We start from the raw sequence: 25,505 nt of genomic DNA, 5'->3' as shown, positions 1-25,505 counted from the left end.
AAGTTTCCCCATTTAATTTACGCATCCGGATGCATTATTTGCGAATCCAATTTATAACGACTAAGAGTTAATCTAACCGTTCAATAATTGTCGCGTTTGCCATACCGTGGCCTTCGCACATTGTTTGCAATCCGTATCGTCCTCTGGTGCGCTCGAGCTCATACATCATCGTTACCATTAAACGCGCACCGCTGCCGCCAAGAGGATGACCTAGAGCAATCGCACCGCCGTTGGGATTAAGTTTTGCCGGGTCAGCACCCGTATCTTTCAGCCAAGCAAGCGGTACCGGGGCAAAGGCTTCATTTACTTCAAATATATCAATAGCATCAATGGAGAGCCCTGACTTTTCGAGTGCTTTCCGCGTTGCGGGAATCGGTCCTGTCAGCATCAAGGTTGGATCGGAGCCAACGACTACACGTGTATGAACACGGAACCGCGGCTTTAGGCCAAGCTCTTCTGCTTTCTCGCGGGACATGAGTAATAAGGCGGCTGCTCCGTCACTAATTTGACTAGAGTTTCCGGCATGAATGACACCATCCTCTTTGAAGGATGTCTTCAAACCTGCCAATGCTTCAAGTGAAGTCCCCTTTCTTGGACCGGAATCATCTTTGACGGTAACTGTGGCTCCGTCCGGAAGCGTTACTTCAAGCGGAAAAATTTCTCTAGCAAAATACCCTTCATCCTGCGCCTTTAATGCCTTTTGGTGACTTTCGAGTGAAAATTGATCGAGTTGTTCCCGAGTAAAACCATAGTTTTCGGCAATCCGCTCAGCAGATAATCCCTGATGAATCATTTCGTACTTAGATCTTAAATTCGGACTAAAAGTGTCCTCGGCCCCCTTATAGTTAGAGCCCATCGGCACACGTGACATGCTTTCCACACCGCCGGCAATTACGACATCCATATCGCCGGCAAGAATTGCTTGTGCAGCAAAGTGAACAGCTTGCTGGCTTGAACCGCATTGGCGGTCAATCGTGGTGCCTGGCACCTCAATTGGGAATCCAGCGATTAAAGCAGCAACCCTGGCAATATCCCCAGCTTGTTCCCCTGATTGGGTCACACAGCCTAAAATGACATCATCGATTATTGCTGGATCGATACCTGCACGGTTTACCAGCTCTTTTAATGTTAAACCAGCCAAATCATCCGGTCGGATCTCCTTCAAAAGACCATTTCTTCTCCCTACAGGGGTCCGAACCCCTTCAACAATGACAACTTCCCGCATATACAACTTCCTTTCTATAAACCTAGATTTTTCGCAATGATCGTCTTCATGATCTCATTTGTTCCGGCATAAATGCTCGAGACAGGAATATCGCGGAATCGTCTCGCAATTTCGTATTCCTCCATATAGCCGTATCCGCCATGGAGCTGCATACATTCCGCCGCAATCTTCTTTGCAATATCTGTCAACTTCCATTTTGCCATCGACACCTTCGTCACGACGTTTTTCCCTTCAATATGCTCGGCAATTAACTGATCCAAGAATACCCTGCCCATTTCAATCTCGGTTGCCATCTCAACAATTTTAAACTGAGTATTTTGGAATTGGCTTACGGGTTTTCCAAACGCTTCCCGGCTTTTCACGTAATCGATGGTCATTTTCAGCATCACTTCCGATGCCGTTTGTGCTCCAATTGCAACAAGAAGCCGCTCCTGTTGGAGTTTTTCCATTAAATAGAGGAAGCCCTTGCCTTCTTCGCCAAGCAGATTTTCCTTTGGAACCCGGCAGTCTTCAAAAATCAATTCCGCTGTATCCTGACAATGAAGCCCAACCTTGTTCAACTTTCTACCTCTAGAGAATCCAGGTGTATCCCGTTCAATTAAGATAAGACTAACCCCCTTATGCTTCGGTACTGCCTGGGGGTCGGTTTTAACCGCGACCAAAACAAGGTCAGATTGAATCCCATTCGTGATAAACGTCTTTTGTCCGTTGACGATATAATGGTCACCTTCAAGCTTGGCGGTTGTTTTAATATTTGCAAGATCAGAGCCTGTGCCTGGTTCCGTCATGGCAATTGCGGTAATAATTTCACCAGTGACACATTTCGGCAGCCAGCGCTGCTTCTGTTCCTCACTGCCGTATGTGGTGATGTATGGCACCACAATGTCGTTATGAAGCCCGATACCAATTAGTCCTGACCCGACGCGCTCTAGCTCCTCATTTATAACAACTGCAAAACCCCAATCTACTTCACTGCCGCCATATTTTTCATCGATATCAGGGCATAGAAAGCCCTGCTCCCCCATCTTCTGCCAAAAAGACCGAGGAATCATCCGGTCTTCTTCCCATTGCTCATAAAAGGGATATGCTTCTTTTTCTAAAAACTTTCTTAACGATTGGCGAAAAATTTCGTGGTCATCGTTTAAGTATGGGTGTTTCATTAGATAACCTCACTTTCAGTTGAGGAAGTGCTTCGGTTATTCTTCTCACCACTCATTTGATTCATTTTCTGCCGTAATTGGTATTTTAGTATTTTTCCAGAAGCGTTCCTTGGCAGCTGCTGTTCAATAAAAATCCGCCTTGGGACCTTGTAACCAGCCAGCTTCTCCCGGCAGAAGCTGCGCAATTCCTGTTCATCAATCACTGCACCCTCTTTTGGGACAATGATCGCACAAACAGCCTCGCCCCATACCTCATCCGGCAATCCGATAATCGCTGCCTCAAGAACAGCCGGATGTTCATACAGAACGCCTTCCACCTCAACGGAATATACATTTTCCCCGCCCGAGATGATCATGTCCTTTTTCCGGTCAACTAAGGTAATATAGCCTTCCTCGTCAATCGTTGCCAAATCACCTGTATAAAGCCAGCCATTTTTAAGGGTGCTCTTTGTTTCATCGGGCTTTTTATAATACTCCTTCATCACCATCGGACTGCGAAGAATAAATTCACCAATTACACCTGGTAACACGTCTTTCCCTTCTTCATTGACAACCCGCGTTTCAGTCATAAAGATTGGTTTGCCACCCTTGCCAAGATGTAGTTTATGCCCCTCCGGATCTAGGAGAATCCCGCCTGGTCCCGCTTCCGTTAGACCGCATAAATTGTAAAATTGATCTGTTTTAAATAACTGCATACTTTTTTTAACAAGCTCCGGTGCCATCGGGGCTGCCCCATATCCAACTCTCTTAATGGATGACAAATCATATTCGGCAGCATTCGGAACTTGGAGCAAGAACGTATACATCGCGGGTACAGCAAATAAATGGGTAATTTTATGTTCTTGAATGGCTTGCAGTGTTTTAACTGGATGGAAATCTCGATGGATAATATGCGTCGCACCAAGGGCAACGCCGGAAATTAAGAATAGATTTAATTGTGCTGAGTGGAACAACGGTGCTAAATGGAGAATACGTTCTTGCTGGCTAATCTCCATACTGATGACGACGGAAATTCCGACTTTGAAAATTTGACTATGATCAAAGAGGGCTCCCTTTGGACGTCCTGTCGTACCCGAAGTGTACAAAATTTCGACATCGTCCTTTTCTGAAACTTCAATAGCGGGTTCATCCCTGTTATCAGATAAAACTTTTTCATATGAATAGAAACCCGCCGTTTCGGGCTCTCCCACCGTGATGACCATCCGGATGGATGTTCCTTGTTCTGCTTCAGCAATAAGCTGTTCAAATTCTTTATCACATACCACTATGGCCGCATCTGATTGCTCTAATATGTACTGGACCTCTGTAGCGGTCAATCGAAAGTTTATTGGAACAGCGACAGCGCCAATTTTAGCAGCGGCAAAAAAGGTAAAGACAAAGTGGTCTGAATTCTTCATCATTAACGCAAGCCTGTCACCTTTGTTCACACCTTGGCCAAGCAGTCCGTGAGCAAATCTATTTACCTCTTCGTTAAATTGTCTGTAGGAATAGCATCTGCCTTCACATTGGATTGCTGGGAATTCAGGGAACTTGCGGGCACTTTGAGATAAGAGACTTCCGATATTCATTTTAGATCCTCCTTTTTTTAAAAAAGATTCATTTTGAAGTATGCAATTATTATGCCAATATTCCAATAAATAGGTTCGTAGCTCGCTAACGTCTTAAGGTCTAGGTCTGCAACATTAACGTGTTTCTCGTCTGTACATGAATAGTAATTTGGTGTCCAATTACTGGACACCCTTGGATTTACGTTGTTAGTTTGTATTTCTTTATTTTTTCATACAAACCAGAGCGGCTGATTCCTAGTAATCTAGCTGCTTGCACTTTATTTCCCTGCACCTGCACAAGCGCTTTTTTAATTGCCTCGAGTTCTGCATTTTTAACCATGGATACATGTAAAATTGGTTCATTGAGTTGAACTTGTTTCATTAAATAATCCGGGAGGTCCTCGTATTTCACTTTTCCAGTTTCAGAAAATGTCATCGCCCGTTCCATAACATTCCTTAATTCCCGAACATTTCCCGGCCAGTCATAATTCAGCAGTGCTTTATTGGCATCATCCTCCAAACCGGTAATACTCGTACCTAAAATTTGATTAAATTCAATCATAAACTGGCTGATTAAATGATTAACATCATATGGACGATTGCGGAGCGGCGGAATATGAAGCGAAATAACATTGAGACGATAATATAAATCCTCTCTAAAAAGACCGTCTTTGACCATCTCTTCTAAATTTCTATTCGTGGCAGCAATAATTCGGACATCTACTTTTATCTTTACGGTTCCGCCAACCCGGTAAAATTCCCGTTCTTGGAGGACGCGAAGTAGCTTCGCTTGCAAGGTCAGAGACATGTCGCCAATCTCATCAAGGAAAAGTGTCCCACCGTTTGCAAGATCAAACTTCCCAAGCTTTCCTTTTTGCTTTGCTCCGGTAAACGCTCCCTCTTCATAGCCAAAAAACTCGGATTCTAGTAAATCCTCAGGAATCGCAGCACAATTAACAACGACAAACTTACCTGTGCTTCTAGCACTGCTGTTATGAATCGCTTGAGCAAACAGCTCCTTTCCGGTTCCGCTCTCTCCGAGAATAAGCACCGTCGATCTTCCTTTTCCTGCCTTCGCACCGCTTTTCTTCAATTTTTCCATAAAGGGGTCCGTACTTAAAATATGTTCCCAGGTGAACTTGGCTGTTTCCGATTTTTGATATTGCTGATGATAAAAGTTCGCCTTATTTTCTGCCTTCTGAAGCTTTTTAAATAATTCGCTCACCTCGTTTAATTGGCGGAAGACAACCTTGCCGATTGCCCCGATTACTTTTCCATCCTCAATAATTGGAATCCGGTGAACGATATATTTAATCCCGTTGATTTCTAAAAATCCGCTAACCTCTGCTGTTGCCGATTCATAAACTTTTTCGAGATTCAGCTGCGGTAAAACAATAACTGCTTGTTTGTACAGCACCTCATCTTCTAGAAGATTAAACAATTCCAAGAGCGGAGGGCTAACCATGGTAATGACTTTCTTTTCATCCGTCATGATGATTCCATCAAAAGCATGGTCAATCGCCGTTTCCAATGTTCTCTTTAATTTTTTTATCATTTGTAATTCTTGAGAGGTTTGCAAGAGTGACATCACCATGTCCGTTTTCGTCAGGATTCCTACGACACGATTCTGTTCATCCACGACCACACCCGTGCCAACCTTGCTAGTTTTGACGAGTTCTTCAATTTTTTCATAAGGGGTATCAATACGAATCTTTTCAACCCGTTTTTTTATGTAATTTTTAATTGGAGTGGTAAGTGAGGTTTCTTCTGTCACCATTTGATGCAAACTGCTTCGGGTAAAAACCCCAACGGGATGACTGCATGAATCTGTAACAGGCAAAAGATTCCACTTCTTTTGGTGCATGAGGCTAATCGCTTCTTTTAGCGTCGTATCTTCAGTGGCAATAAAATCAACGGGTGTAATTATGTCTTTAAATTGGAGCATGTCATCACTCCCTCTTTTCACATACCTCTATTGTACCAAAAACACAGAATATTTCCGCAATAACAATTTGAAAATTATGAAACATTTAAACTTATTAATCGTAGATATTTAAAGACAATATATTGAGGAGTGACACGATGAGCGAAAAAGGCTGTATTAAATGCGGAAGCCGTGATACAGGTACAAAAGATGTGGCGATGACAGGAACAGGAATATCGAAAATGTTAGATATCCAGCACAATAGGTTTACGGTAGTTTTTTGCAAGAAGTGTGGTTATTCGGAGTTTTATAACAAGAAAACATCGACAGCTTCCAATATTATCGATCTATTCTTGGGAGGCTGATTGAAGAAGGGAATTCCTTTGAGGGATTCCCTATGAAAAAATATCTATGATTTTATTTTTAGCGAACTGAGCCATTTCATTTTATTTTATTTTGGCTGCATGCGGATGGCTCCATCAAGTCTGATGGTTTCCCCGTTAAGCATTGGGTTTTCGATAATACTTTGGACAAGGTGGGCATACTCATTTGGGTAGCCAAGTCTTGAAGGAAACGGCACCATTTTTCCAAGTGAGTCCCGGGCTTCTTGGGGCAACGTGTCAAACATTGGTGTGTGAAAGAGTCCTGGAGCAATGGTCATAACACGGATTCCGTAACGGGCAAATTCTCTCGCAATCGGCAAAGTCATCCCAACAATTCCGCCTTTTGATGCACTGTAGGCAGCTTGGCCAATTTGTCCATCGTAAGCTGCAACCGAAGCAGTATTGATGATCACACCTCTTTCATTTTGGTCGTTCACTTCATTACTCATCATTTTTTCCGCTGCCAAACGAATCACATTAAAAGATCCTATTAAATTCACATTAATCACTTTTGAAAAGAGCGCTAGATTATGGGCACCCTTTCGTCCAAGCACCTTTTCTGCTATTCCAATCCCGGCACAGTTCACAACCGAATTGACCTCGCCCATGAATTCTGCCGCTTTATTAACCGCTTCTTGAATATCCTCTTCTTTTGTTACATCCACTCTTAGAAATAAAACTTCTTCCCCTAACTCACTTTGAAGGCGCACACCTTTTTCTTCTGATTGGTCAAAAATAACAGCCTTTCCACCATTTTGAACAATGGTACGAACTGTTGCCTCACCAAGTCCAGACGCGCCGCCTGTAACAATTGCGCGACAATCTTGTATTTTCATATACTTTGTCCTCCTTCATGACATTCCTAACCTCCTATTTTGCAAGAATTATGCCAGATGAGACTTTTTCATAAAGATTAGTCGGATCAAACAGCTATCCTTTTTCAAATGTCTATGGTTCGGACAGTTTTTTTAAAAGTGCCCAAAAATTGTACAGGTTGGAGTACGAAGAAAAGGGGAAATGAAATGGTTATTCAAAAAATGTTAATATTTTTCCTTACTTGCGTTATCATTAATTTATATTGGCATCTTTTGACGGAGGGATTGTATGGAAAAAAGGAAAATGGTCATCACCCATAAACTGGAACAGGATCAAATCGAGCTAATTAAAAATGTAATTCCTGGTTGGGAGCTTATCGTAAGCAAAGATAAAGAGATCTATCTGGAACATGCTAAGGATGCTGAAATTATTGCCGGCTGGAAAAAGGGGTTGGAGGAATATTGCCTTACTTCTGAATCCAAGCTTAAATGGCTGCAAACCTGGAGTGCCGGAATCGACTCCCTGCCGCTTGAAACATTGCGAGCGAATCAAATTACCCTGACAAGTGCTAATGGCGTTCACGCCTATCCCATTTCTGAAACCATTTTTGCCTTCATGCTTGGCTTAACTCGAAAAATTCATACATACGTTAAAAACCAACAAGCAAAAACCTGGCATCATGCACACATGGGGCTGGAAATGCACGAGAAAACAATTGGAATCATTGGCGTAGGAGAGATTGGCAAAGAAACAGCGAAGATTGCCAAGGCATTTGGGATGACTGTACTTGGTGTAAGAAACTCAGGCAGGCCGGTTGACTATGTGGACGAAATGTACACTCCAGATCAATTAGATCTGTTGCTGCCTAAGTGTGACTATATTGTGGTGACTCTCCCACATACAAAAGAAACCCATCATTTATTTGGTGCAGAACAGTTTAACCAAATGAAGAACTCTGCCTTCTTTATTAATATTGGACGCGGGGAAATCGTAGTAGAGGAGGAGCTTATTACGGCCCTCCAAGAAGGAACTATCGCCGGTGCAGGTTTAGATGTTTTTGAAACAGAACCATTAACGGCGCAAAGTCCATTATGGGAAATGCAAAACGTCATTATTACGCCGCACACTTCCGGTTCAACGGAGCACTATAACAAGCGCGTAATCGAAAACATCTTAATCCCTAATCTTAAAGACTATCTTGCGGGAAAAACACCAACCATTAATCTTGTTGATTTTTCAAAAGGATATTAACTATTAAAAGCAGTACAATTTCAATCAAATTGAAATTACACTGCTTTTTTTATTTACCTTTTTTTCTTTTTTGCGTTATCTACCACAAATTTACTTTTCTTAACCGTTTCTACAACCACTTGGACATGAAAAACATTTTCATCCACACTACTAACACTTGAAACTTTTGCTTTCTTGCCTTTAATTTTTAGATCCTCCCCTTCAGTCGGAACACGTTGAAGCAGCTGACTTAATAACAGATTTTTCTTTTCAAAAAAATGAACAGCAAACATATGGGTCTCACCTATTTCATATGGAATATGTGTATCCTTCCATATAAAATATAGGTTTACCGTTAGATTTAGACCAATTTACTTTTAGTTAATATCCACTCTTTCTGTTTTATTATAAAACAGAACCATTTGTTTCCTTACTTGCCACAATCCGAATTCGTTCATAATCCGCTACCCATATACCATTTTTAAATAAATTGTACTGAATCTTATTTTTGATTTTTTCATAAATAACTACTCTTTCTTCTTCCGAGAATTCAGGAAAAAAGTCATCTGCAAAACCATTCAACCAATGATTTAGCCCTTTTTCCCCATCTGGTAACGGTGTAGGCCGAGAAAAATGATGAGCATACGATACCTTAAATCCGTGCTGCTCTAGTAATGTACTAAATTCCCCAATACTTGGAAAGTACCAAGGGTTTCTATTTTCTACATTGATTCCGTAATCTTGATTAAGTACCTCTGTTATTCCCTGAATAACGGTTTGGACATTTCCTTTGCCGCCGAATTCAGCAACAAGGCGGCCGCCGCTACATAATGCCATCCCAATTGACTCAACTACATTCTCAGCATTTTTCATCCAATGAAGGGCTGCGTTTGAAAAAACAGCATCATATTTTTCATTGGTTCTAAATGTTTCTCCATTATCAATGATGAACGGGATTTGCGGATATTTATCACGTGCTTTTATAATCATGGCCTCTGATGAATCCATCCCGATCACAAACGCCCCAGACTTAGAAATTTCATAGGAAAGATCTCCAGTGCCACAGCCCAAATCAAGGATCCTCTCGCCCTTTTGCGGCTGAAGAAGTTCAACAATGCCCTTACCAAAGTTTGCCACAAAACTTAATTTATTATCATACAAATCTGCATTCCACACATTTACAGAACTCATGTACTAACACCCCTTCAATTTTTTAAAATTTATATTTTCATCATAATTCATATACCAATTATTCGTCTAAGATATATAATCTATTATATTAATAGCTATTAGCTATGGGGTGGTCGTATGGAAATGAGGCTATTCGAGTACGCATTAGAGATATATAAAACAAAGAGCTTCACAAAAGCTGCTTCCAATCTTCATATTGCGCAGCCTTCATTAAGTAAACAAATTTCCAAATTGGAAACGGATCTCGGTGTATATTTATTTAATCGTAAACCAGGCAGTCAAGTAGAACTTACACCCGATGGTTTAGTGTTTGTAAAACAAGCCGAGAAGATTTTACAAATGCGTGATGATTTAAAAGAGGAGATCCTTGAACGAAAGGAAGGAATTAGAGGGGAATTAAAAATTGGCTCAACAGCTATTACCGGAGGACATATTTTACCGCCAATTCTGAAAATCTACCAAGAACTGTATCCAAATGTGACCATTCGTTTAATAGAAGAATCGACAGATACACTAATAGATTTAACAGCAAGAGGATTAGTAGATATTTCTATATTATCACTTCCCATTGAAGATTCCCGTTTACTAACGAAAACGATGTTGACAGAGCCTCTTTATCTTGCATTACCAAATGAACAAGTACAATGGATGCCAGAAACCATAAAACAAGCCGTCTCGTCCTCCAAAACAATCAATCCAAATACCGTACCTATAGAGGTATTTGCCAATTGTCCATTTATAGTATTGAAACAAGGATACGGTTTTCGACGCACGGTATTTGAAATATGTGCAAGAGCTGGATTTGATCCGAAGATTGCTTACGAAACAAGCAGTATTGAAACAGCCCAATCTCTTGTAAGGAATGGGCTCGGCCTAACAATCGTTCCAGAAATGGTGGCTGATGGAAGTACTTATCATTCTGCTCTTACGTATTTTAAATTAGCTTCACATCCTGCCCGGACCTTAGTATTCACCTTTAAAAAGGAACGCTATCTAAGCATGAATGCACGAGCTTTAATCGAAATCTATAAAAACCAAAGATAAAAAAAGAGAGGCTGCTGATATCAGTCTCTCCCGATCTCACTAAGATTTTTTATATCTTTCCGGTTTGAATTTTTCACTTGCTTTAAAATTATAAACCGGTTTAATAAAGCTTTTAATTTCAACTGTTTCTTCAACTTTTTCTAAGATTTCATTCATCGGCTTGTAGGCCATTGGCGCTTCGTCAAGGGTTACTTCTGAAACAGACGTTGTCCAGATGCCTTTCATTGTGTTATGAAAATCATCCATACGTAAGCTTTTCATCGCTTTTGTCCGGCTCAGCACGCGGCCAGCGCCATGCGGTGCCGAAAAATTCCAATCCTCGTTGCCTTTACCGACTGCTAAAATCGAACCGTCCCTCATGTTGATTGGGATAATGAGGCGTTCGCCTTTTTGTGCTGAGACCGCACCCTTTCGTAAAATCAGGTTATCTGTATCAATGTAATTGTGCACCGTATCAAAGCGGTCCACCTCTTCAAAACCCATGTTATCAGTAATCGCCTTGGCAATTTCTTCGCGATTTGCTTTTGCAAAGCTTTGAGCTAATTTCATATCATGAATATAGTTGGCGAAATCCTCGCCTTCCAAGTAGGTTAAATCGTTAGGAATGACAGGATTTTTCTCCTTGTATCCTTGGATGACCGCCTGGATTTCTTTTTGTCGGCCTTCCGCCTTTAATTTTTCAATCATCTCCGTTAAATCATGTTGGCGCAGCTTCGAAATCGCTACCTTTTGATAATAAGTGGCGATTTTTGCCCCGACATAGCGGCTGCCGGTATGGATTGTTAAATAGTGGTGCCCTTCGGAATCAATAGAAACCTCGATAAAATGATTGCCGCCGCCGAGGGTCCCTAAGCTATATCGGCTTCTGTTTTCACTTAAAATATGCTCTGCCTTAAATTCGTGAACGGCGGGAAAACTCGTGTGAATAAAGCCAACGGTCTCATCTGAATGAATCTCTTGGCCGCTCGGGACATAGGTACGGATAACCTGATCAAGCTTATTAAAATCAACTTTTTTGTCCTGCAGCTTGACGGTTAACACGCCACAGCCAACATCAACGCCAACCAGGTTGGGGACAACTTTATCCTTTAACTGAATAGTGGTTCCAATCACACAGCCTTTTCCAGCATGATAATCTGGCATAATACTAATCTTTGTTTCCTTTAAAAATGCCTGATTGCACAATTCTTGAATTTGCTCAAGCGCGGTTTCCTGTGGATAATTTGAAAATACCTTTGCCTCTGTTTGTGACCTCTTTACATTAATCACTTATTTTCCCTCCTTTGAACGCAGATTAACAATAGGCTACCAAATAATAAAAATTTGGGCAACGAGCTTTATGTGACAAATTTCCTACTGAGTTAAAACAACAAACCCTAGCCATCCGACTAGAATAAAATTAGGAATGACAAGCAAAAAAGCTGCCCCGTTCCGTTTCTTTGTGACGAATATTGCCGCTACAAGATACAGAAGCGGGAATATTAATCCCCAAACGAGAAAAAGAGGTGATGCTGTCAGGTAAAGGGACATGGGTAAAATAAGGAGTGCAGACCCAATAAGGAGTTTTGACTTTCTAGTACTTAAAGCAATGATGCAAACAATAAGTGAGGCAATTGTACATGGCCAGAATAATAATTGCATAAAAACGCCTCCAAATTTTCGTAAAAATGCTTTTTAATACTCAATCCAAAAGCCACAAATATTTATACCCTTGAATTCTTCAACATTCCCTTTATCGTCAGCAAGCTGCATCGAACCCTTTGCGAACAGGAAATACCAATCAAATCTATAGCCCTCTATTGAAAGAATTTCTGCTTTTGCTCTTAATGAGCTATCTTCTTTGGCTTCGGCTGTGATTTTTACACATTCCCATCTTGTTACACATTGGTACATTTCTTTACTATTGATGTAGTTCTCAAATGATGCGGGATGGGTTGGCACTCGGTACCCGCAGAAAAATAGGAATACAAGGAAAGCGACTAGCAGCTTTTTGAAAAAATCATTTTCTTCCTTATTGAATCTTATACAAAAAATAATTCCGATGACCGAATAAAAGGCAATCCAAATTAACCAGTCTATTTCAAAAAGCCAACCTGCAAAAAATGAATTTATTGTCCCAAATAGCAGGTAGCGAAGTAAATTTGTAATTGATTTAGGATGTACATCTTCCAATTCCTCTTTATTAACACCTTTTATAAACAATTGATACATTGAATAAAGAAAAACAAGGCCCATTAATATATAGTTCAAAATGAACACTTCCCATTACATTTATCATCCTTATATATTCGGTAATGTGGGAAAAATAACCTTCTATGGTTAGTTTGTTAAAAAAAAAAGCCCTCATAATAGAAGAGCCTCATCTCTTGTTACAAACAACTTATGATAGTTGAACCTTCTCAAAGTGTTCAACTAATGGAAATGGGTCATAAAAATCATGCAATAGTTTTTTCCATTCTTGATACTCATTTGATTGCCTGAACCCAACTGTATGGTCTTCTAATGTTTCCCACCTAACCAGTAGTAAATATTTTCCTTTGACTTCCATACAATGCTGTAATTCGTGAGAGATGTAACCTTTCATGGAAGAAATGATTTTCGATGCCTGACGAAAGGCATCCTCATACTCCTCTTCCATTCCTTGCTTAACCTGAAGCATTGCAGCTTCCAATATCATATAATCTCCTCCAATTTTTAAAAAATCACCCCAAATACAAAGACACCAATCATAATAAGCTGAATGATTGCTTTTGCCAAGGTACCGCTAAAAAAGGCTATAAGGGTAGCAAACGCTACTTTAATGGATTCTTGGAATGTCTTCTTTTGTATCAATTCAGCAATTAATACGAGGGCAAATGGGACAATCAGGACGCCAAAAGGCGGTATGACAAAGCTTCCCACAATTAATCCAATCGTTGCAGCTCTCGTCCCCCACTTAGACCCGCCAGCTTTATCGACAAAGTGAAGATTTGCTAAATAATCTGCTAAAAATAAAAAAATCGTCAATAACACGAGCATGGTCCACGTGATCCAAGTAAGCTCATTTGGATTAATTCCAAAATGATATAACACCACACCAACCCAAATCAGCAAAACAGAGGGGATAATGGGATAAACAAGTCCTACGAAACTAAAGATAAAACACGCTATTATAATAATCCAAAATATAATTTCCAGGATAGTTAGCACCTCTTTTATCAATTATATAACTTATATTGACAATATTAAGGATATCAAAACATCGCCCTATCCTTCCAATCCTTTTTACACTTTGTGTAAACCCAACTTTACTTCAATAAAATGCGCTTCTCCTAGTCCTTCATCAATTAAAGAGGAAATTATTTGGTTCTATATAGGGAGATTTGATGAAGTAAATGGCTTGCTCTGCTCCAAATCGGATAATTTTCCTTTCTAGTTGCAAACCTACTTTCTCTAATAGTCTACAAGAGGGTTTATTTGCAGTTTGTGTTTCAGCAACTATTTTTGAAAGTTTCAATTCATTTAATGCAAAATTTATTATCACTTGAACTACTTCAGTGGCATAGCCCAAGCCCCACCAATTCGGTAAAATTTGATACGATATTTCGAGATTATCTCCGTCATGGTGAGGATCAAGAGAAACTAAACCGATGAAATTTTCAGTGTCTTTTTCTCTAACAACCCAATAAAAGGAGTCATCACCTGAATTAAGCATTTCTTCTAATACTTCTTTAATCGAATCTTCGTGACGTGTGCCGCCAAGAAATCTTCTTACTTCCTGATTTACATATAATTTTCTCACTTCTATATAATCCGATTTTTTAAAGGTATTAATAAGACATCTTTCTGTTTGAAACAAACCATTAATCCTCCTATAGTTCCTTCAGAAACACTGCTTCTTTAATTGGCCACCAATTTTCCCCTCTATTATCCAATTTTTTCGTTAAAAACTGTGATAGAATGAGTTCGTTTACTTATTAATCTATCTACTATTTGCCCTATTACACTTGCCTCACGCAATTCAGAATGATTAAAATCGATAAGTTCAGGCACCTTTATCCATCTGCTAGCTATAATTTCGTCCTCTTCAAGCTTCAATGAACCTCCTATAATTTCACCAGTAAAATGAAATAAAATTACCTGGTCATTTGAGCTGCTAATAAAATTATATACACCTGTAGTTCCAGTAAGTTTCACATCAAAGCCTGTTTCTTCTTTTACTTCCCTGCATGCTGCATCGAGTATGTCCTCATTATGCTCAATACATCCGGATGGAAAGTTCCACTTATTAATTGCAGATGGTTTATTTTCTTTAATAATTAATACTTCATCGCCTTTGATAATTGATACACTAACAACTAAAACAAATCCATTTTGAGTCATTTTCTTATCCCCAATATATTTTTAAAATTTCTTTTCAGGTCAATCCTTCACTAATCCGCCTCTTAATTCATTCACGCCAAATTCTATATATCCCTTTAAACAAGTCAGCATGAAAACCCAGCCTTCTTTATTATCAATCATTTGCGCTATTAGCTCTTCATCATTTTCATTAAATCCTTCTTCGTTTACTTCAATGATAGTACTTGAATGATCCAACTCCTTCAGTGTGATGGTTACAATATGCCCTTCTCCATTAGCTCCCCAACCGAAGACAATTTTTTTATTTTCTTCAATTTTCATTACTTCAATATCGCCTTGAGCGTTGTATTCATCATATTTCAAAGTAATAGTTTTGCCTTCCTCCCATCTTTCCGAACTGGAGGAGAACCAAAAGTTCCCTATTTTCGAAGGATCAACGAAAGCCTCAAATACTTCATTCGCAGGTTTATTTATTTTCATTTTTGTAAGGTTATTCATTTACTTTATCATCCCACTTTCAATTATTTTTGATAATTAAGCAGCCAGCCAATGCCAAACTGATCCACTAGGTTTGCATGGATCGCTCCCCAAAACGTATCCTGCAGCGGGTAAGTAATTTTTCCGGTTTGGCTAAGCGAATCATACACTCTTCTAATTTCTTCTTCACTATCACATTCTAAACTAATGCGTACATTATCCCCTATTTTGGTCTTACCGAAGGTATCTGAAAAGTGAATGATACTGTTGCCCAGATGAAGTTCGGCATGCAAACACTTGCCATCATCGCTTTTTTGAACATTGGTAATTTCCACACCAAATAGATTTTGATAAAAACCCATTACTTCCTGACAATTATCCACAAAAATGTAAGGACTGGCACTTTTCATCTTATTCCTCCTAATGCTATTTTTTATACACCTAGTTCCATTTTATCCTATATCTTTATTTATCAATATTTCTATCACTTATAAATCGGAATTTTCTTGAATAAAGTTGCAGCTTCATTTTATAACCAAACTAAAAAAAAGAGAGTCGCCCCTCTTTTCTATCGACAATATTCAATTATGATAGTCTGATTGCTATCCATCTTCATTCGTACCCCGCGCCAGCCTTGTGCAAGTTTTTCTTGTTGGTCTGATATATCGTTCATGGAAACCTCAATTGTTTCCTTGTAATCTGTCCTCTGTGGTTCGTTCAAATCCTTGACGAAAATGTAGCGCAGCATGCCGCCATATTTTTCTTTCAGACCAGCAATTTGCATTCCTTGTGCAAATTTATCCTTTAAACTTGGGATGTTGAATGGAGCAACAGTCGTACAAACATAACGAAAATCATGAGTTTCTTGCTCTAACTCCTCCATAATCACCTTTGCCAATGTTTTCTGCAAGCCATTCCCGCGATATTCTGGAAGGACATTCGAGATTTCTTGATAAATAACCGATGGCAGCTCTGCTTCTGATAAACCAATATCCAGTCCCAGGTGTTCAGAATCTCCTACAACCGGAACCAGTAACGCCCGAAAAGCGATCAATTCTTGGCTGACAAACGCCCCAATCATCAAGCCGTTTCCTTCTAAAATATACTGAAACTCTTCTGGAGTGAGCGGCTGAAGGTTGGATTTTTTCTCTAAATTTGCAACAACCTGCTCCTGAATTGATAAAACTTTTGGCAAATTAGCTATTGATAATCTTTGGACGATGTATGGCTGAACTCCCAGATTTCCTTGAAAAATAGAACTCATCTTTTTCCCTCCTTAGCGAATAGCGTCTTGAAATATTGTTAACTCATGTAAAATTTCCTCATTAACTTCCACACCTAATCCAGGCTTATCGGTTAAGCGAATAAATGGTACCTCGTATGCTAGGTCACCGATATTTTTAGTGAACTTCAATGGACCTGTTAACTCAACACTGGTAATGATTTTTTTCGAAAATGCAACATGGAAGCCTGCTGCCGATCCTACTGAGGATTCAACCATTGACCCGATCTGACACTCCATTCCCGCAAGTTCTGCCTGATGGGCTAATTTTACCGCAGGATAGATACCGCCGCATTTCATCAATTTTATATTTACTTTGTCTGCGGCTCTTTTTTGGATGATTTCCCGCATTTCACGGGGTCCTTTTAATCCTTCATCGATCATTAAAGGGATCGTTGTTTTCGACTTCACCTCAACCATTGCATCAATATCGTCAGCAATAACCGGCTGCTCTATCCAATCAATTTGATAATCTTCCAATTGTTTTAGCGCTGATAAAGTGACTGCGCTATTTTTCCAACCTTGATTGACATCAACCCGAATGGCGATATCGGGACCTACCTCTGCACGGACGGCTTTGATTCGTTCGACATCATCTTTCACATTCGTTCCAACCTTCATTTTAAAAGAACCATAACCCTTCTCCACCATTAAAGCTGCTTCTGAAGCCATTTTTTCAGGATCAGCAATACTTAATACATGGGTAATCGGAAATTCATCATGGTAGCGCCCGCCAATCAACTGGTACACAGGCTGCCGTAATTTTTTTCCGATAATATCAAAGCAAGCGATATCGATTGCTGCCTTCGCTGCCGGGGCAGTATAGATCGTATTGTTCATTAGATCATGTATTTTTTCAATTTCCATTGGGTTTTGCCCTAACATGACAGGACCAATCGTGTTTTTAAGGATATGGAATACACCTTCCCATGTTTCCCCTGTCACATGTTCATCCGGCACTGCTTCACCGTAGCCGATGATTCCTTCATCAGTCTCTATTTTCACCATAACGGCCGGCATATATTGGTACGTATGATAACTAATTACGAAGGGATCCTTCAACGGTAAGTGGATAGCATAAAGGTGAATTGCAGTAATTTTCATTGTCATTCTTCCTTTCAGTTTACAGATATTTCATCATTTGATATAGTTGTCGTTAAATAGACGTTTATTGATTGAAGGAGGTGCTTGGAACTGACTACCAAGATTGCTGTCATCGGTTCAAATGAATTTATTAATAACATTCTCGCCATCGCAGCCGATTTACCGGATATCGAGATTGACCCGTATATTTATCAAGAGCCTGCTGAAGCTGAAGCGCTAGTAACACAATTAAAACCATGCGATGTTGTTTTTTTCTCTGGGGCATTGCCCTACTATTTTTCTAAAAAAAATCGTGAGCTGCTGCCCATTCCTTCCCATTGCTTAGCAACGGATGAGATGGCAGTCGCCTCCACGTTCCTATCCATATTATATACTAAAAAAATTGCGCTTGGACGAATTTCCATTGATTTAATTGACTCTTCTGTAGTCACAAATGTCCTGGCAGAGCTTGAATCTGACTTGCCCGAGATACAGATATTGGCCTATCGACAAATGGTAGAAGGCCATTTTGATTTAAGTAAAATTGTCGCTTTTCATCAGGCGCTTTGGGACCAAGGGGAAATTGACCTAGCCATAACAAGTGTTCATGCCATTTATCATCGTTTAAATGCCCTAGGAATCCCTGTTAAAAGGATAATCGACCCCAAAATATCATTGCGCCGCGGACTTGAAAACGCACGAGCAATGGCAGAACTGTATAAAAGAAAAGCATCTCAAGTGGCTGTTGGCTATATTTCTGCGAAGGCTTTATTCGAACATATATCTGTTTTTACCGCAAAATTTCACGCATCAGCCCAGCAGCTGGATGAAAACTTATTTGTTTTTTACAGTACAAGAGGTGAAATTGAGAGTTTAATAGACCAAAATATCCTTACAGACTTCCTAGACAATTGGCAAGACCCCTGCAAAATTGGCTTTGGCTACGGAAAAACCTTAACGGATGCTGAACAAAATGCCATGGTTGCACTTCAGTTTGCCGAAAAAGACGAGACTGGCAAATGTGGTTACATATTAACTGAAGAAAAACAATTGCTTGGTCCCTTTCCCCATGATGCAAAACAGCATCATTTGAAGCATGATGATCCTAAAATTGTTCAGGTCGCTAAACAAACGAAATTAAGTCCGGCCAACCTTTCCAAGATTATCGAATTCAGTAAGTCGCGGACATCTGTTCATTTTACTGCAGCAGATCTTAGTGAATATTTACATGTGACACGACGATCCACGGAACGTATCATAAAAAAGCTTGCCGACCATGGTTATGTGAAGAATGTTGGCGAAGAAATGACGTACCAACAAGGTCGACCAAGAGCAATCTATGAGCTCCACCTTCCCGTATATTATTAAAGGTAAAGGATAGTCCGAGATAGAACGGACTTTCCTTTTTCTACCTAAACGATTGCCGTTTCCTCTTCGACTTTCCCTATTTGAAGCATTTCGGATTCCGGTAATTTTTCAATCGTAATTCCTGTCATCGCATAGAAAATCGAAATCATCGGGACAAGATAATTCAAGATTGCGTATGGTGCATATTCAAAGGCATGGACACCAAGGGTCCCTAAAATAAACACGCCGCACGTATTCCATGGAATAAAAACGGAGGTCAATGTACCGCCATCCTCGAGTGCACGGGAGAGATTTTTTGAATGAAGTCCTTTTTCCTTATAGGCTTTCGCATACATACGAGATGGGATCACAATCGAAATGTATTGCTCTGAACAGGTAGCATTTGTTGCGAAACAGGAAACAACTGTTGAAGCAACCACCCCTTTTGCTGATTTTGCCAATTTTAATATTTGCTTTACAATTGCCTCAAGCATTCCTGAATTCTCAAGAATCCCACCGAACGTCATCGCCACAATTGTCATCGATACCGTGTACATCATGGAGTCTAAACCACCGCGGTTAAATAGATTGTCGACCATTTCGTTTCCAGTATCTATCACAAAACCGCTTTGTAACGCAGTAAACGCAGATGAAACAGAGCCGCCCTGTATGAAAATTTGTGATAGGAAACCCATGATAATTCCGATAATGAGTGCTGGTATGGCCGGTACTTTTTTGGCTACTAAAATAATAACGAGAACTGGAATGATCAATAGAAAAGGTGAAATGACAAAGCTGTCTTGAAGGACACCTATTGTTTGATCAATACTTGCTTTATCCATTCCAGCATTACCAAATTTGAAGCCCATAATTCCGTAGATAATTAAGGTAATAACGATACCAGGAACTGTTGTGAATAGCATGTGGCGAATATGGACAAATAAATCTGTACCAGTTAAACCGGATGCTAGATTGGTCGTGTCTGAAAGCGGTGACATTTTATCGCCAAAGTAAGAGCCCGAAATAATCGCACCAGCAATCATCGGTGCAGGAATCCCCATACTTAAACCAATTCCCATCCCTGCTACACCAATCGTTCCCATAGTCGACCAGGAGCTGCCGATAGCCAACGATACAATCATACAAATAACGGTAATGGAAACAAGAAAAAGTGATGGGGTAATAATCTTCAAACCATAATAAATCATCGTTGCCACAACTCCGCCGCCAATCCATGCACCAATCGTTATTCCAACAAGCATGATGATGACAACAGCTGGCAGGGCGAGACGGATCCCCTTATACATCATTTTTTCAATTTCATCCCATTTAAACCCCATACGCCACGCAACAATGGCCGCAACAACAGTTCCAAAAATAAGCGGCATGTGCGGTCCCTGCTCCAGGACGATAACCGTTAACCCCATAACGACAATCATTGCCACAAGTGGGATGATCGCTACCTTAAATGGTATTTCCTTTTTCATACAGTTTCCCCCATTTTTTATCGGATTGTCAAAGCCTTCTCCTATCATCGATGTCGTTTAATAGACGTTAAACCTATAGTAAAACAATCTTTAGTTATTCGTCAATAGTACTTTTAGACTTTTCAGAAAAATAAAAAGACACGATGTCACCTGCATCGTGTCTTTTTATTACGCTCTTCGCAATGTTTCAGCAAGAATGCGTGCCCCCAGGTCGAGAGCCGAGCGATTGAATGTCATTTTCGGATGGTGCAATCCCGGTCTCAGGTCTGCCCCAACTCCTATCATAGTTGCTTTAACTTCAGGATGCTTCACGGTATAAAAATGAAAATCATCGCTGCCGGATGTAATAACCGGAGGTGCAGCTACTTCATTGCCGGCAACGAGACGAATTGCTTCGTTTGCAATTGCTTCCGCTTCAGCTGAAACTTCTGCTCCCGGTGTATAATCGACCCAGTTCCATTGTATTTCAACTTCATAAAGCTTGCTAATCCCGGTCATTCCTTCTTCAATTTTGGATTGCAGCTTGTTCAAGATATCATTTTTTTGTGCACGTATATCAAGGGCGAATTCAGCTGTTCCGGGAATAATGTTCATATTCTCTCCACCAGCAATAATTCTCGTCAGTTTCGCTGAATAGGATTCGAATGGTGATAGATAAATAGATTTAATAAATTGATGCAATGCCACTACCACATCAATCGCATTTTTCCCTTGATGAGGCCGTGCACCATGAGCGTCAGTGCCGATTATTTTCCCCTCTAGGAAGATGCCTGCTCCATGATGGATGGAAGGAGCCACTTTTCCTAACGGCAGTTCCTCTGCTGGGCGAAGATGAATACCGAAAAGATGGGAGACATTTTCCAATGCACCGCGTTCAATCATGGCGATGGAACCACTACCTTTTTCTTCTGCCGGCTGGAAAATAAAGCGGATTTTTTTGTTAATTTGTTTATTTTTCACATACAAAAGGGCGCCAAGAACCATCGAAATGTTCGCATCGTGGCCACAGGAATGGTTCCCTTGCCAGACTCCGTCCACCTCTTGCCATAATGCATCAATATCGGCCCGAACAGCGATCACTTCCTCCCCTTCACCGATTTCTGCGATTAAACCAGTCACATCAGAAAAACGTTTGTATGAAACACCAAGCTCATCTAAAATACCTGCGATTGTTTCCGTTGTCTTAAATTCTTTCCAGCTGACTTCCGGATGTGCATGAAAATGATCAAACCAGGTTAAAATCTGTCCTTCAAAATTTTCCTCCAAAGAAAAACACTCCAATTCTATCAAAAAGGTATTACACAAATAGTACACCATTTTAGGTGTAAGGCAACATATTTTAAATCGAATCGTCTATGGTGGCAAAATTTAAAAAGGGCACACCGATCTGTCTCAGTTGCCCTTTTTATGTTACAGCTGTTTATTGTATTAAGCACAAATTTGTTTAAGAAATAGTAGTTTCAGTTTTTTCCTTGCTCTATAAATCCTTATTTTCACGGTGCTTGGCTTTAGATTAAGGACAGAGGCTATTTCATGTTCTTTTAAGCCTTGGCCAATCTTCAGCTTAAGGACATCTTGATACTCAAGTGTAAGTTTCCCGATGGCATGATTCACCTGTTCGGTTAAAAGCTCGAATTCCACTTCTTCTTCTACGTTCTGCTTCATTTCTTTTCCTAAGCATTCAAGCATTTCCTGCTCCATCAAAACCGCCTTTTTTTTCCGTTCGCTGCGGACATAATCGATTGCCGTTCTTGTGGCAATGACTGACAACCATGCACCCATTTTCTTCTCGTCTTCGATTGTATCGACTTTTTTCATCGCTTTAATAAATGATTCCTGAACGACATCCTCTGCCAGGTGCAAATCTCTTGTGATGGAAAAGCTTATATGGAACAACCGTTTATAATACAATCGATATACCTCTGAAAAATCTATCTTGTTCACCATTTATCTCCCCCATGAATCCTTTCCAATCAATTTGCTATTCCACTAGCATTAGAGAAATCTGTACTTTAAACAAATCGCCATCCGTTGAAATCTCAAGTCTTCCTTCATGAAGGTCTACAATGGATTGGGCAATGGCTAGTCCCAGACCCGACCCTTCTGTATGCCGGGATGTATCGCCGCGCTTAAACCGTTCAAATAATTCCTCACTATTTTCGTTAAGTTCATATTTTGAAACATTTTTAAAGGTAATCGATGCCTTTCCGTCCACGGTTGATACCGTAATATAAACGCGTGAGTGAGCCAGCGAATATTTAAGGATATTACCAATTAGATTGTCAAAAACACGCCATAGCTTTTGTCCGTCTACGAAAGAGTAAACTGGCTTCTCAGGTTTTGTTACTCGAAATTGGAGACTTGATGCGTTGATTGTATCGTCATGCTCAGCAAGTGCCTGTTGTAATAGCTGGACAAGGTCAACCTTTTCCTTTTTCAATTCAATATTGCCGCTTGCCATTTTGGATACTTCAAATAAGTCATCAATCAAAACCTTTAAACGCTTGGATTTTCGATCAATAATTTCAAGGTATGCAGTCCTTTCATCACCTGATACATCTGCCGTTTTTAACAACTCCGTATATGTAATGATAGAGGTTAACGGTGTCCTTAGATCATGACTGACATTTGTAATTAACTCTGTCTTCAGCCGCTCACTCTTTGCCTGCTCGTTTTGTGAGGTTCTTACTCCTTGCTTTAGTTGATTAATATTGTCAGCAAGTGCGGCCAACACCGATTTTCCTGTCACCGGCAAATTATCCCCAAGCTTTCCAGCAGCCAGTTCATTCGTTTTTTCAACAATCCGGTTAAAATACCCAATTCTTTTGACTAGCATGATCACCATTGGTATGCCAATAACCCCCAAAAGGAGCAGATAAAAAAGAATGAAAACAGGATGGATCGCAATGATAATCGCCGCTAACCCTAGGCCAAATACAATGGTTAACAATATAAACAATTGCGTACCAGTGCTTTGTTTTAAGAATGCCTCTGCTAAGCTCTCTTTGGATTTTTGTAATAACATTCTCATTTTCTTAAATACTTTATTGAAGATTGCTTTTTCTGCTTGCTTTTTAAGGCTTGGCAAATCTTTAATCTCCGCCAAAAAGTAATTCCACTGGACAAATAAAAGAGCGGAGATTAACGAACCGATAAGTAACGCTGTACTTATCTCTACACCAAAGTAAGGATTTTCTAATACATAAATGATTTGATCGCTAACAACATATATGGCGATAAATGCTCCAATAACAACTATGATTAAAAAAACCATCCTAACGTCAATGGGAATCTTGTTAAAATAAGGCCGCCATTTTTCGACTGCTGACGGTATGGCCTGCGATTTTTTTAAAATTATCAGACTCACAATGAACGCTAGTAGACCCGCCAAAGAATAAATAAATAATAGCATCTGAGTCTGTTGATAATTCCTATAGTTTTCCGTGATATAATTACTTGTGGAAGGTGTTGCCATGACAGCTATTTGCCCTTTATACGCTCCTATGGTTTTGGGAATAATAGATTCCTCAATTTCCTCATACCCTGGAACCCCAAGATTTATGGCTTCATTTCTTGATATGGATATATTCGTCACATAAAGTGCATTTTTCGTATTAAATTCTTTATTTAATATATCTTCATCTGTATCTTTTAGATTTGTATAGAGTTTACCTGTAGCGTTATTCTTAACATAATAACGAAAGGCTTCTTTGTACTCTAGATACATTGACCGATAGTCTTCTCTTTTTTTATAGTATTCTTCTATTCGTTTCTCTTTTTCTTTTGCAACCTTGGGCTCAACATACTCATCACTTTCAAAATTCTTTGTGATATCTTCAATTTTTGCATCCCTTTCGGCAGTATAAGCATCGGCCGCCTCTTTGTTCCCATCATCAAAAGACCGCTGAATACGTTCTTCATATTGCATCTTTAAATTGCTGATTTGATCTTGGAGATTACCATAGCGATAACGATGCTCTGTAATATCAGCCTTTGTCACCTTTATTTCCTTCTTTGCTTCCTCAATAGGTATATCATACAGTTCAAACGAACCTAAATAACCTTTGAATTCATCAAGCTGCATTTGGAAATCAGGTGTATGGAAATAATCACGATGGATAAAATTGCTTCCATGGATGAAAAAAGCCAAGATTCCGCTTAAGCCAAAGGTAAACAGAAATGCCGTCAATGCGATTGTTAATCTACTTTTCCATTTTGTAGCCAATCCCCCACACCACCTTCAAATATCTTGGATTTTTCGCATCGATTTCAATTTTTTCACGAATCTTTCGGATGTGAACGGCGACGGTATTTTCAGCGTTGTAGCATGGTTCATTCCAGACCCTTTCATAGATTTCATTGATAGAAAACACCCTGCCGGCATTTGTCATTAACAGTTCAACAATTTTATATTCAATCGGTGTCAGCTTTACCGGCTCACCATGTACAGTTACTTCTTTTGCTTCTTGGTCAAGAGTAAGTCCGTTTAAGTTAATTACCTTTTTTACACCTTCAAAGGTACCAAACGTTACATACCTTCTTAGCTGCGATTTCACGCGGGCTACAAGCTCCATTGGGTTGAACGGTTTTGTGACATAATCATCCGCTCCCACCTGCAGTCCCAGGATTTTATCTGTATCCTCACTTTTTGCACTCAAAATAATAATTGGTATATTTTTCTTATTGCGAATTTTATATGTAGCAGAAATTCCGTCCAGTCTAGGCATCATAATATCTAAGATAATTAAATGAACCTCCTGCTCATTTAATATTTCTAATGCTTCAATCCCATCCTTAGCCTTTAACACGGTGATTCCTTCATTTTTTAAATATATCTCAATCGCATCGCGGATTTCCTTTTCATCATCTACGACTAGCACAAAATATTGATCCATTTCCACCCAACTTTCTAGCAGTTCTATCATTAATCATAATAGTAAACGGAAAATCTTAACATTCATTTATGAT

General features: G+C 39.8%; 27 protein-coding genes. 4 read left to right on the top strand and 23 right to left on the bottom strand.

All coding sequences use genetic code 11. The features are described from left to right. Positions 1-67: 67 nt before the first annotated feature. The 4 genes from FAY30_RS05705 to FAY30_RS05690 all read right to left on the bottom strand — a co-directional run bounded on the left by FAY30_RS05705 (position 68) and on the right by FAY30_RS05690 (position 5,877). Complete coding sequence (locus FAY30_RS05705; protein WP_149868975.1) at positions 68-1,225, bottom strand: thiolase family protein; 1,158 nt, start codon at positions 1,223-1,225, stop codon at positions 68-70. 14 nt (positions 1,226-1,239) lie between these two features. Continuing rightward, positions 1,240-2,385: an acyl-CoA dehydrogenase family protein gene (locus FAY30_RS05700; protein ID WP_149868974.1), complete on the bottom strand. Its 1,146-nt coding sequence runs from the start codon at positions 2,383-2,385 to the stop codon at positions 1,240-1,242. Continuing rightward, the gene (locus FAY30_RS05695) at positions 2,385-3,953 is read right to left on the bottom strand and encodes an acyl-CoA synthetase (protein WP_149868973.1); all 1,569 of its coding nucleotides are present in this window, start codon (positions 3,951-3,953) and stop codon (positions 2,385-2,387) included. The genes FAY30_RS05700 and FAY30_RS05695 overlap by 1 nt, the downstream gene beginning before the upstream one ends. A gap of 178 nt (positions 3,954-4,131) precedes the next feature. After that, positions 4,132-5,877 carry a sigma 54-interacting transcriptional regulator gene (locus FAY30_RS05690; protein ID WP_149868972.1) on the bottom strand — a complete coding sequence of 582 codons (1,746 nt, stop codon included), beginning with the start codon at positions 5,875-5,877 and terminating at the stop codon, positions 4,132-4,134. Positions 5,878-6,014: 137 nt separating this feature from the next. Here FAY30_RS05690 and FAY30_RS05685 point away from each other — a divergent pair, with 137 nt between their 5' ends. Continuing rightward, positions 6,015-6,221 (top strand): zinc ribbon domain-containing protein, encoded by a 207-nt coding sequence (locus tag FAY30_RS05685; protein ID WP_149868971.1) that lies wholly within the window; start codon positions 6,015-6,017, stop codon positions 6,219-6,221. An 86-nt stretch (positions 6,222-6,307) separates the two neighbouring features. Here FAY30_RS05685 and FAY30_RS05680 read toward each other — a convergent pair whose 3' ends face one another. Further along, positions 6,308-7,075, bottom strand: coding sequence for a 3-hydroxyacyl-CoA dehydrogenase (locus FAY30_RS05680; RefSeq protein WP_149868970.1), 768 nt, complete (start codon positions 7,073-7,075; stop codon positions 6,308-6,310). A gap of 268 nt (positions 7,076-7,343) precedes the next feature. Between FAY30_RS05680 and FAY30_RS05675 the strand changes: the two genes are divergently transcribed. Further along, positions 7,344-8,306: a D-2-hydroxyacid dehydrogenase gene (locus FAY30_RS05675; protein ID WP_149868969.1), complete on the top strand. Its 963-nt coding sequence runs from the start codon at positions 7,344-7,346 to the stop codon at positions 8,304-8,306. A gap of 53 nt (positions 8,307-8,359) precedes the next feature. Here FAY30_RS05675 and FAY30_RS05670 read toward each other — a convergent pair whose 3' ends face one another. Both FAY30_RS05670 and FAY30_RS05665 read right to left on the bottom strand, forming a co-directional pair. After that, positions 8,360-8,578 (bottom strand): hypothetical protein, encoded by a 219-nt coding sequence (locus FAY30_RS05670; protein ID WP_149868968.1) that lies wholly within the window; start codon positions 8,576-8,578, stop codon positions 8,360-8,362. A 112-nt stretch (positions 8,579-8,690) separates the two neighbouring features. Next, entirely contained in the window at positions 8,691-9,476 is a 786-nt protein-coding gene (locus FAY30_RS05665; RefSeq protein WP_149868967.1) for a class I SAM-dependent methyltransferase, read from the bottom strand. 117 nt (positions 9,477-9,593) lie between these two features. On the opposite strand from FAY30_RS05665, the gene FAY30_RS05660 reads away from it, so the two are divergent. Further along, positions 9,594-10,520, top strand: coding sequence for a LysR family transcriptional regulator (locus FAY30_RS05660; RefSeq protein WP_149868966.1), 927 nt, complete (start codon positions 9,594-9,596; stop codon positions 10,518-10,520). 39 nt (positions 10,521-10,559) lie between these two features. Here the strand turns inward: FAY30_RS05660 and FAY30_RS05655 are convergent, their stop codons facing one another. The 11 genes from FAY30_RS05655 to FAY30_RS05605 form a co-directional block, all read right to left on the bottom strand. Continuing rightward, the gene (locus FAY30_RS05655) at positions 10,560-11,789 is read right to left on the bottom strand and encodes an RtcB family protein (protein WP_149868965.1); all 1,230 of its coding nucleotides are present in this window, start codon (positions 11,787-11,789) and stop codon (positions 10,560-10,562) included. A gap of 84 nt (positions 11,790-11,873) precedes the next feature. Continuing rightward, positions 11,874-12,161 carry a hypothetical protein gene (locus FAY30_RS05650; protein WP_149868964.1) on the bottom strand — a complete coding sequence of 96 codons (288 nt, stop codon included), beginning with the start codon at positions 12,159-12,161 and terminating at the stop codon, positions 11,874-11,876. A 33-nt stretch (positions 12,162-12,194) separates the two neighbouring features. Beyond that, entirely contained in the window at positions 12,195-12,770 is a 576-nt protein-coding gene (locus FAY30_RS05645; RefSeq protein WP_149868963.1) for a hypothetical protein, read from the bottom strand. 130 nt (positions 12,771-12,900) lie between these two features. After that, positions 12,901-13,197 (bottom strand): antibiotic biosynthesis monooxygenase family protein, encoded by a 297-nt coding sequence (locus FAY30_RS05640; RefSeq protein WP_149868962.1) that lies wholly within the window; start codon positions 13,195-13,197, stop codon positions 12,901-12,903. Between the two features lie 17 nt (positions 13,198-13,214). Next, positions 13,215-13,709 carry a DUF456 domain-containing protein gene (locus tag FAY30_RS05635; RefSeq protein WP_317845708.1) on the bottom strand — a complete coding sequence of 165 codons (495 nt, stop codon included), beginning with the start codon at positions 13,707-13,709 and terminating at the stop codon, positions 13,215-13,217. A gap of 133 nt (positions 13,710-13,842) precedes the next feature. Then, complete coding sequence (locus FAY30_RS05630) at positions 13,843-14,358, bottom strand: GNAT family N-acetyltransferase (protein ID WP_149868960.1); 516 nt, start codon at positions 14,356-14,358, stop codon at positions 13,843-13,845. 68 nt (positions 14,359-14,426) lie between these two features. Further along, entirely contained in the window at positions 14,427-14,882 is a 456-nt protein-coding gene (locus tag FAY30_RS05625) for an NUDIX hydrolase (protein WP_149868959.1), read from the bottom strand. Between the two features lie 39 nt (positions 14,883-14,921). After that, positions 14,922-15,359, bottom strand: coding sequence for an SRPBCC family protein (locus tag FAY30_RS05620; RefSeq protein ID WP_149868958.1), 438 nt, complete (start codon positions 15,357-15,359; stop codon positions 14,922-14,924). A gap of 23 nt (positions 15,360-15,382) precedes the next feature. Beyond that, positions 15,383-15,748 carry a VOC family protein gene (locus tag FAY30_RS05615; protein ID WP_149868957.1) on the bottom strand — a complete coding sequence of 122 codons (366 nt, stop codon included), beginning with the start codon at positions 15,746-15,748 and terminating at the stop codon, positions 15,383-15,385. 158 nt (positions 15,749-15,906) lie between these two features. Then, on the bottom strand, positions 15,907-16,602 hold the full coding sequence (locus FAY30_RS05610; protein ID WP_149868956.1) for an N-acetyltransferase: 696 nt from the start codon (positions 16,600-16,602) through the stop codon (positions 15,907-15,909). Between the two features lie 12 nt (positions 16,603-16,614). Continuing rightward, the gene (locus tag FAY30_RS05605) at positions 16,615-17,724 is read right to left on the bottom strand and encodes a mandelate racemase/muconate lactonizing enzyme family protein (protein ID WP_149868955.1); all 1,110 of its coding nucleotides are present in this window, start codon (positions 17,722-17,724) and stop codon (positions 16,615-16,617) included. 90 nt (positions 17,725-17,814) lie between these two features. Between FAY30_RS05605 and FAY30_RS05600 the strand changes: the two genes are divergently transcribed. Further along, positions 17,815-19,071, top strand: a complete 1,257-nt coding sequence (locus FAY30_RS05600) for a transcriptional regulator (protein ID WP_149872614.1) — start codon at positions 17,815-17,817, stop codon at positions 19,069-19,071. Between the two features lie 44 nt (positions 19,072-19,115). Here the strand turns inward: FAY30_RS05600 and nhaC are convergent, their stop codons facing one another. The 5 genes from nhaC to FAY30_RS05575 form a co-directional block, all read right to left on the bottom strand. Beyond that, positions 19,116-20,537, bottom strand: a complete 1,422-nt coding sequence (gene nhaC / locus FAY30_RS05595) for a Na+/H+ antiporter NhaC (protein WP_149868954.1) — start codon at positions 20,535-20,537, stop codon at positions 19,116-19,118. 168 nt (positions 20,538-20,705) lie between these two features. Continuing rightward, a complete protein-coding gene (locus FAY30_RS05590) occupies positions 20,706-21,803 on the bottom strand; it encodes an amidohydrolase (RefSeq protein ID WP_223820909.1) in 1,098 nt (365 codons plus the stop codon). Between the two features lie 162 nt (positions 21,804-21,965). Continuing rightward, positions 21,966-22,484, bottom strand: coding sequence for an RNA polymerase sigma factor (locus tag FAY30_RS05585; protein WP_190284831.1), 519 nt, complete (start codon positions 22,482-22,484; stop codon positions 21,966-21,968). 34 nt (positions 22,485-22,518) lie between these two features. Beyond that, positions 22,519-24,762, bottom strand: a complete 2,244-nt coding sequence (locus FAY30_RS05580; RefSeq protein ID WP_149868952.1) for a sensor histidine kinase — start codon at positions 24,760-24,762, stop codon at positions 22,519-22,521. Beyond that, positions 24,740-25,432, bottom strand: a complete 693-nt coding sequence (locus FAY30_RS05575; RefSeq protein WP_149868951.1) for a response regulator transcription factor — start codon at positions 25,430-25,432, stop codon at positions 24,740-24,742. Before FAY30_RS05575 ends, FAY30_RS05580 begins: the two co-directional genes overlap by 23 nt. Positions 25,433-25,505 lie beyond the last annotated feature (73 nt).

The sequence above is a fragment of the Bacillus sp. S3 genome, assembly GCF_005154805.1.
GTDB lineage: Bacteria > Bacillota > Bacilli > Bacillales > Cytobacillaceae > Neobacillus.
Note: the sequence above shows the minus strand (reverse complement) of the source record. Positions and strands in the feature narration are given on the sequence as shown.

Coding starts and splice junctions, on each gene's coding strand:
- FAY30_RS05695 (WP_149868973.1), bottom strand. CDS start 3,953: ATGAATATCGGAAGTCTCTTATCTCAAAGTGCCCGCAAGTTCCCTGAA.
- FAY30_RS05640 (WP_149868962.1), bottom strand. CDS start 13,197: ATGATATTGGAAGCTGCAATGCTTCAGGTTAAGCAAGGAATGGAAGAG.
- FAY30_RS05705 (WP_149868975.1), bottom strand. CDS start 1,225: ATGCGGGAAGTTGTCATTGTTGAAGGGGTTCGGACCCCTGTAGGGAGA.
- FAY30_RS05700 (WP_149868974.1), bottom strand. CDS start 2,385: ATGAAACACCCATACTTAAACGATGACCACGAAATTTTTCGCCAATCG.
- FAY30_RS05615 (WP_149868957.1), bottom strand. CDS start 15,748: ATGAAAAGTGCCAGTCCTTACATTTTTGTGGATAATTGTCAGGAAGTA.
- FAY30_RS05665 (WP_149868967.1), bottom strand. CDS start 9,476: ATGAGTTCTGTAAATGTGTGGAATGCAGATTTGTATGATAATAAATTA.
- FAY30_RS05685 (WP_149868971.1), top strand. CDS start 6,015: ATGAGCGAAAAAGGCTGTATTAAATGCGGAAGCCGTGATACAGGTACA.
- FAY30_RS05680 (WP_149868970.1), bottom strand. CDS start 7,075: ATGAAAATACAAGATTGTCGCGCAATTGTTACAGGCGGCGCGTCTGGA.
- FAY30_RS05670 (WP_149868968.1), bottom strand. CDS start 8,578: ATGTTTGCTGTTCATTTTTTTGAAAAGAAAAATCTGTTATTAAGTCAG.
- FAY30_RS05620 (WP_149868958.1), bottom strand. CDS start 15,359: ATGAATAACCTTACAAAAATGAAAATAAATAAACCTGCGAATGAAGTA.
- FAY30_RS05690 (WP_149868972.1), bottom strand. CDS start 5,877: ATGCTCCAATTTAAAGACATAATTACACCCGTTGATTTTATTGCCACT.
- FAY30_RS05610 (WP_149868956.1), bottom strand. CDS start 16,602: ATGAGTTCTATTTTTCAAGGAAATCTGGGAGTTCAGCCATACATCGTC.
- FAY30_RS05585 (WP_190284831.1), bottom strand. CDS start 22,484: ATGGTGAACAAGATAGATTTTTCAGAGGTATATCGATTGTATTATAAA.
- FAY30_RS05660 (WP_149868966.1), top strand. CDS start 9,594: ATGGAAATGAGGCTATTCGAGTACGCATTAGAGATATATAAAACAAAG.
- FAY30_RS05575 (WP_149868951.1), bottom strand. CDS start 25,432: ATGGATCAATATTTTGTGCTAGTCGTAGATGATGAAAAGGAAATCCGC.
- nhaC (WP_149868954.1), bottom strand. CDS start 20,537: ATGAAAAAGGAAATACCATTTAAGGTAGCGATCATCCCACTTGTGGCA.
- FAY30_RS05625 (WP_149868959.1), bottom strand. CDS start 14,882: ATGACTCAAAATGGATTTGTTTTAGTTGTTAGTGTATCAATTATCAAA.
- FAY30_RS05650 (WP_149868964.1), bottom strand. CDS start 12,161: ATGCAATTATTATTCTGGCCATGTACAATTGCCTCACTTATTGTTTGC.
- FAY30_RS05675 (WP_149868969.1), top strand. CDS start 7,344: ATGGAAAAAAGGAAAATGGTCATCACCCATAAACTGGAACAGGATCAA.
- FAY30_RS05605 (WP_149868955.1), bottom strand. CDS start 17,724: ATGAAAATTACTGCAATTCACCTTTATGCTATCCACTTACCGTTGAAG.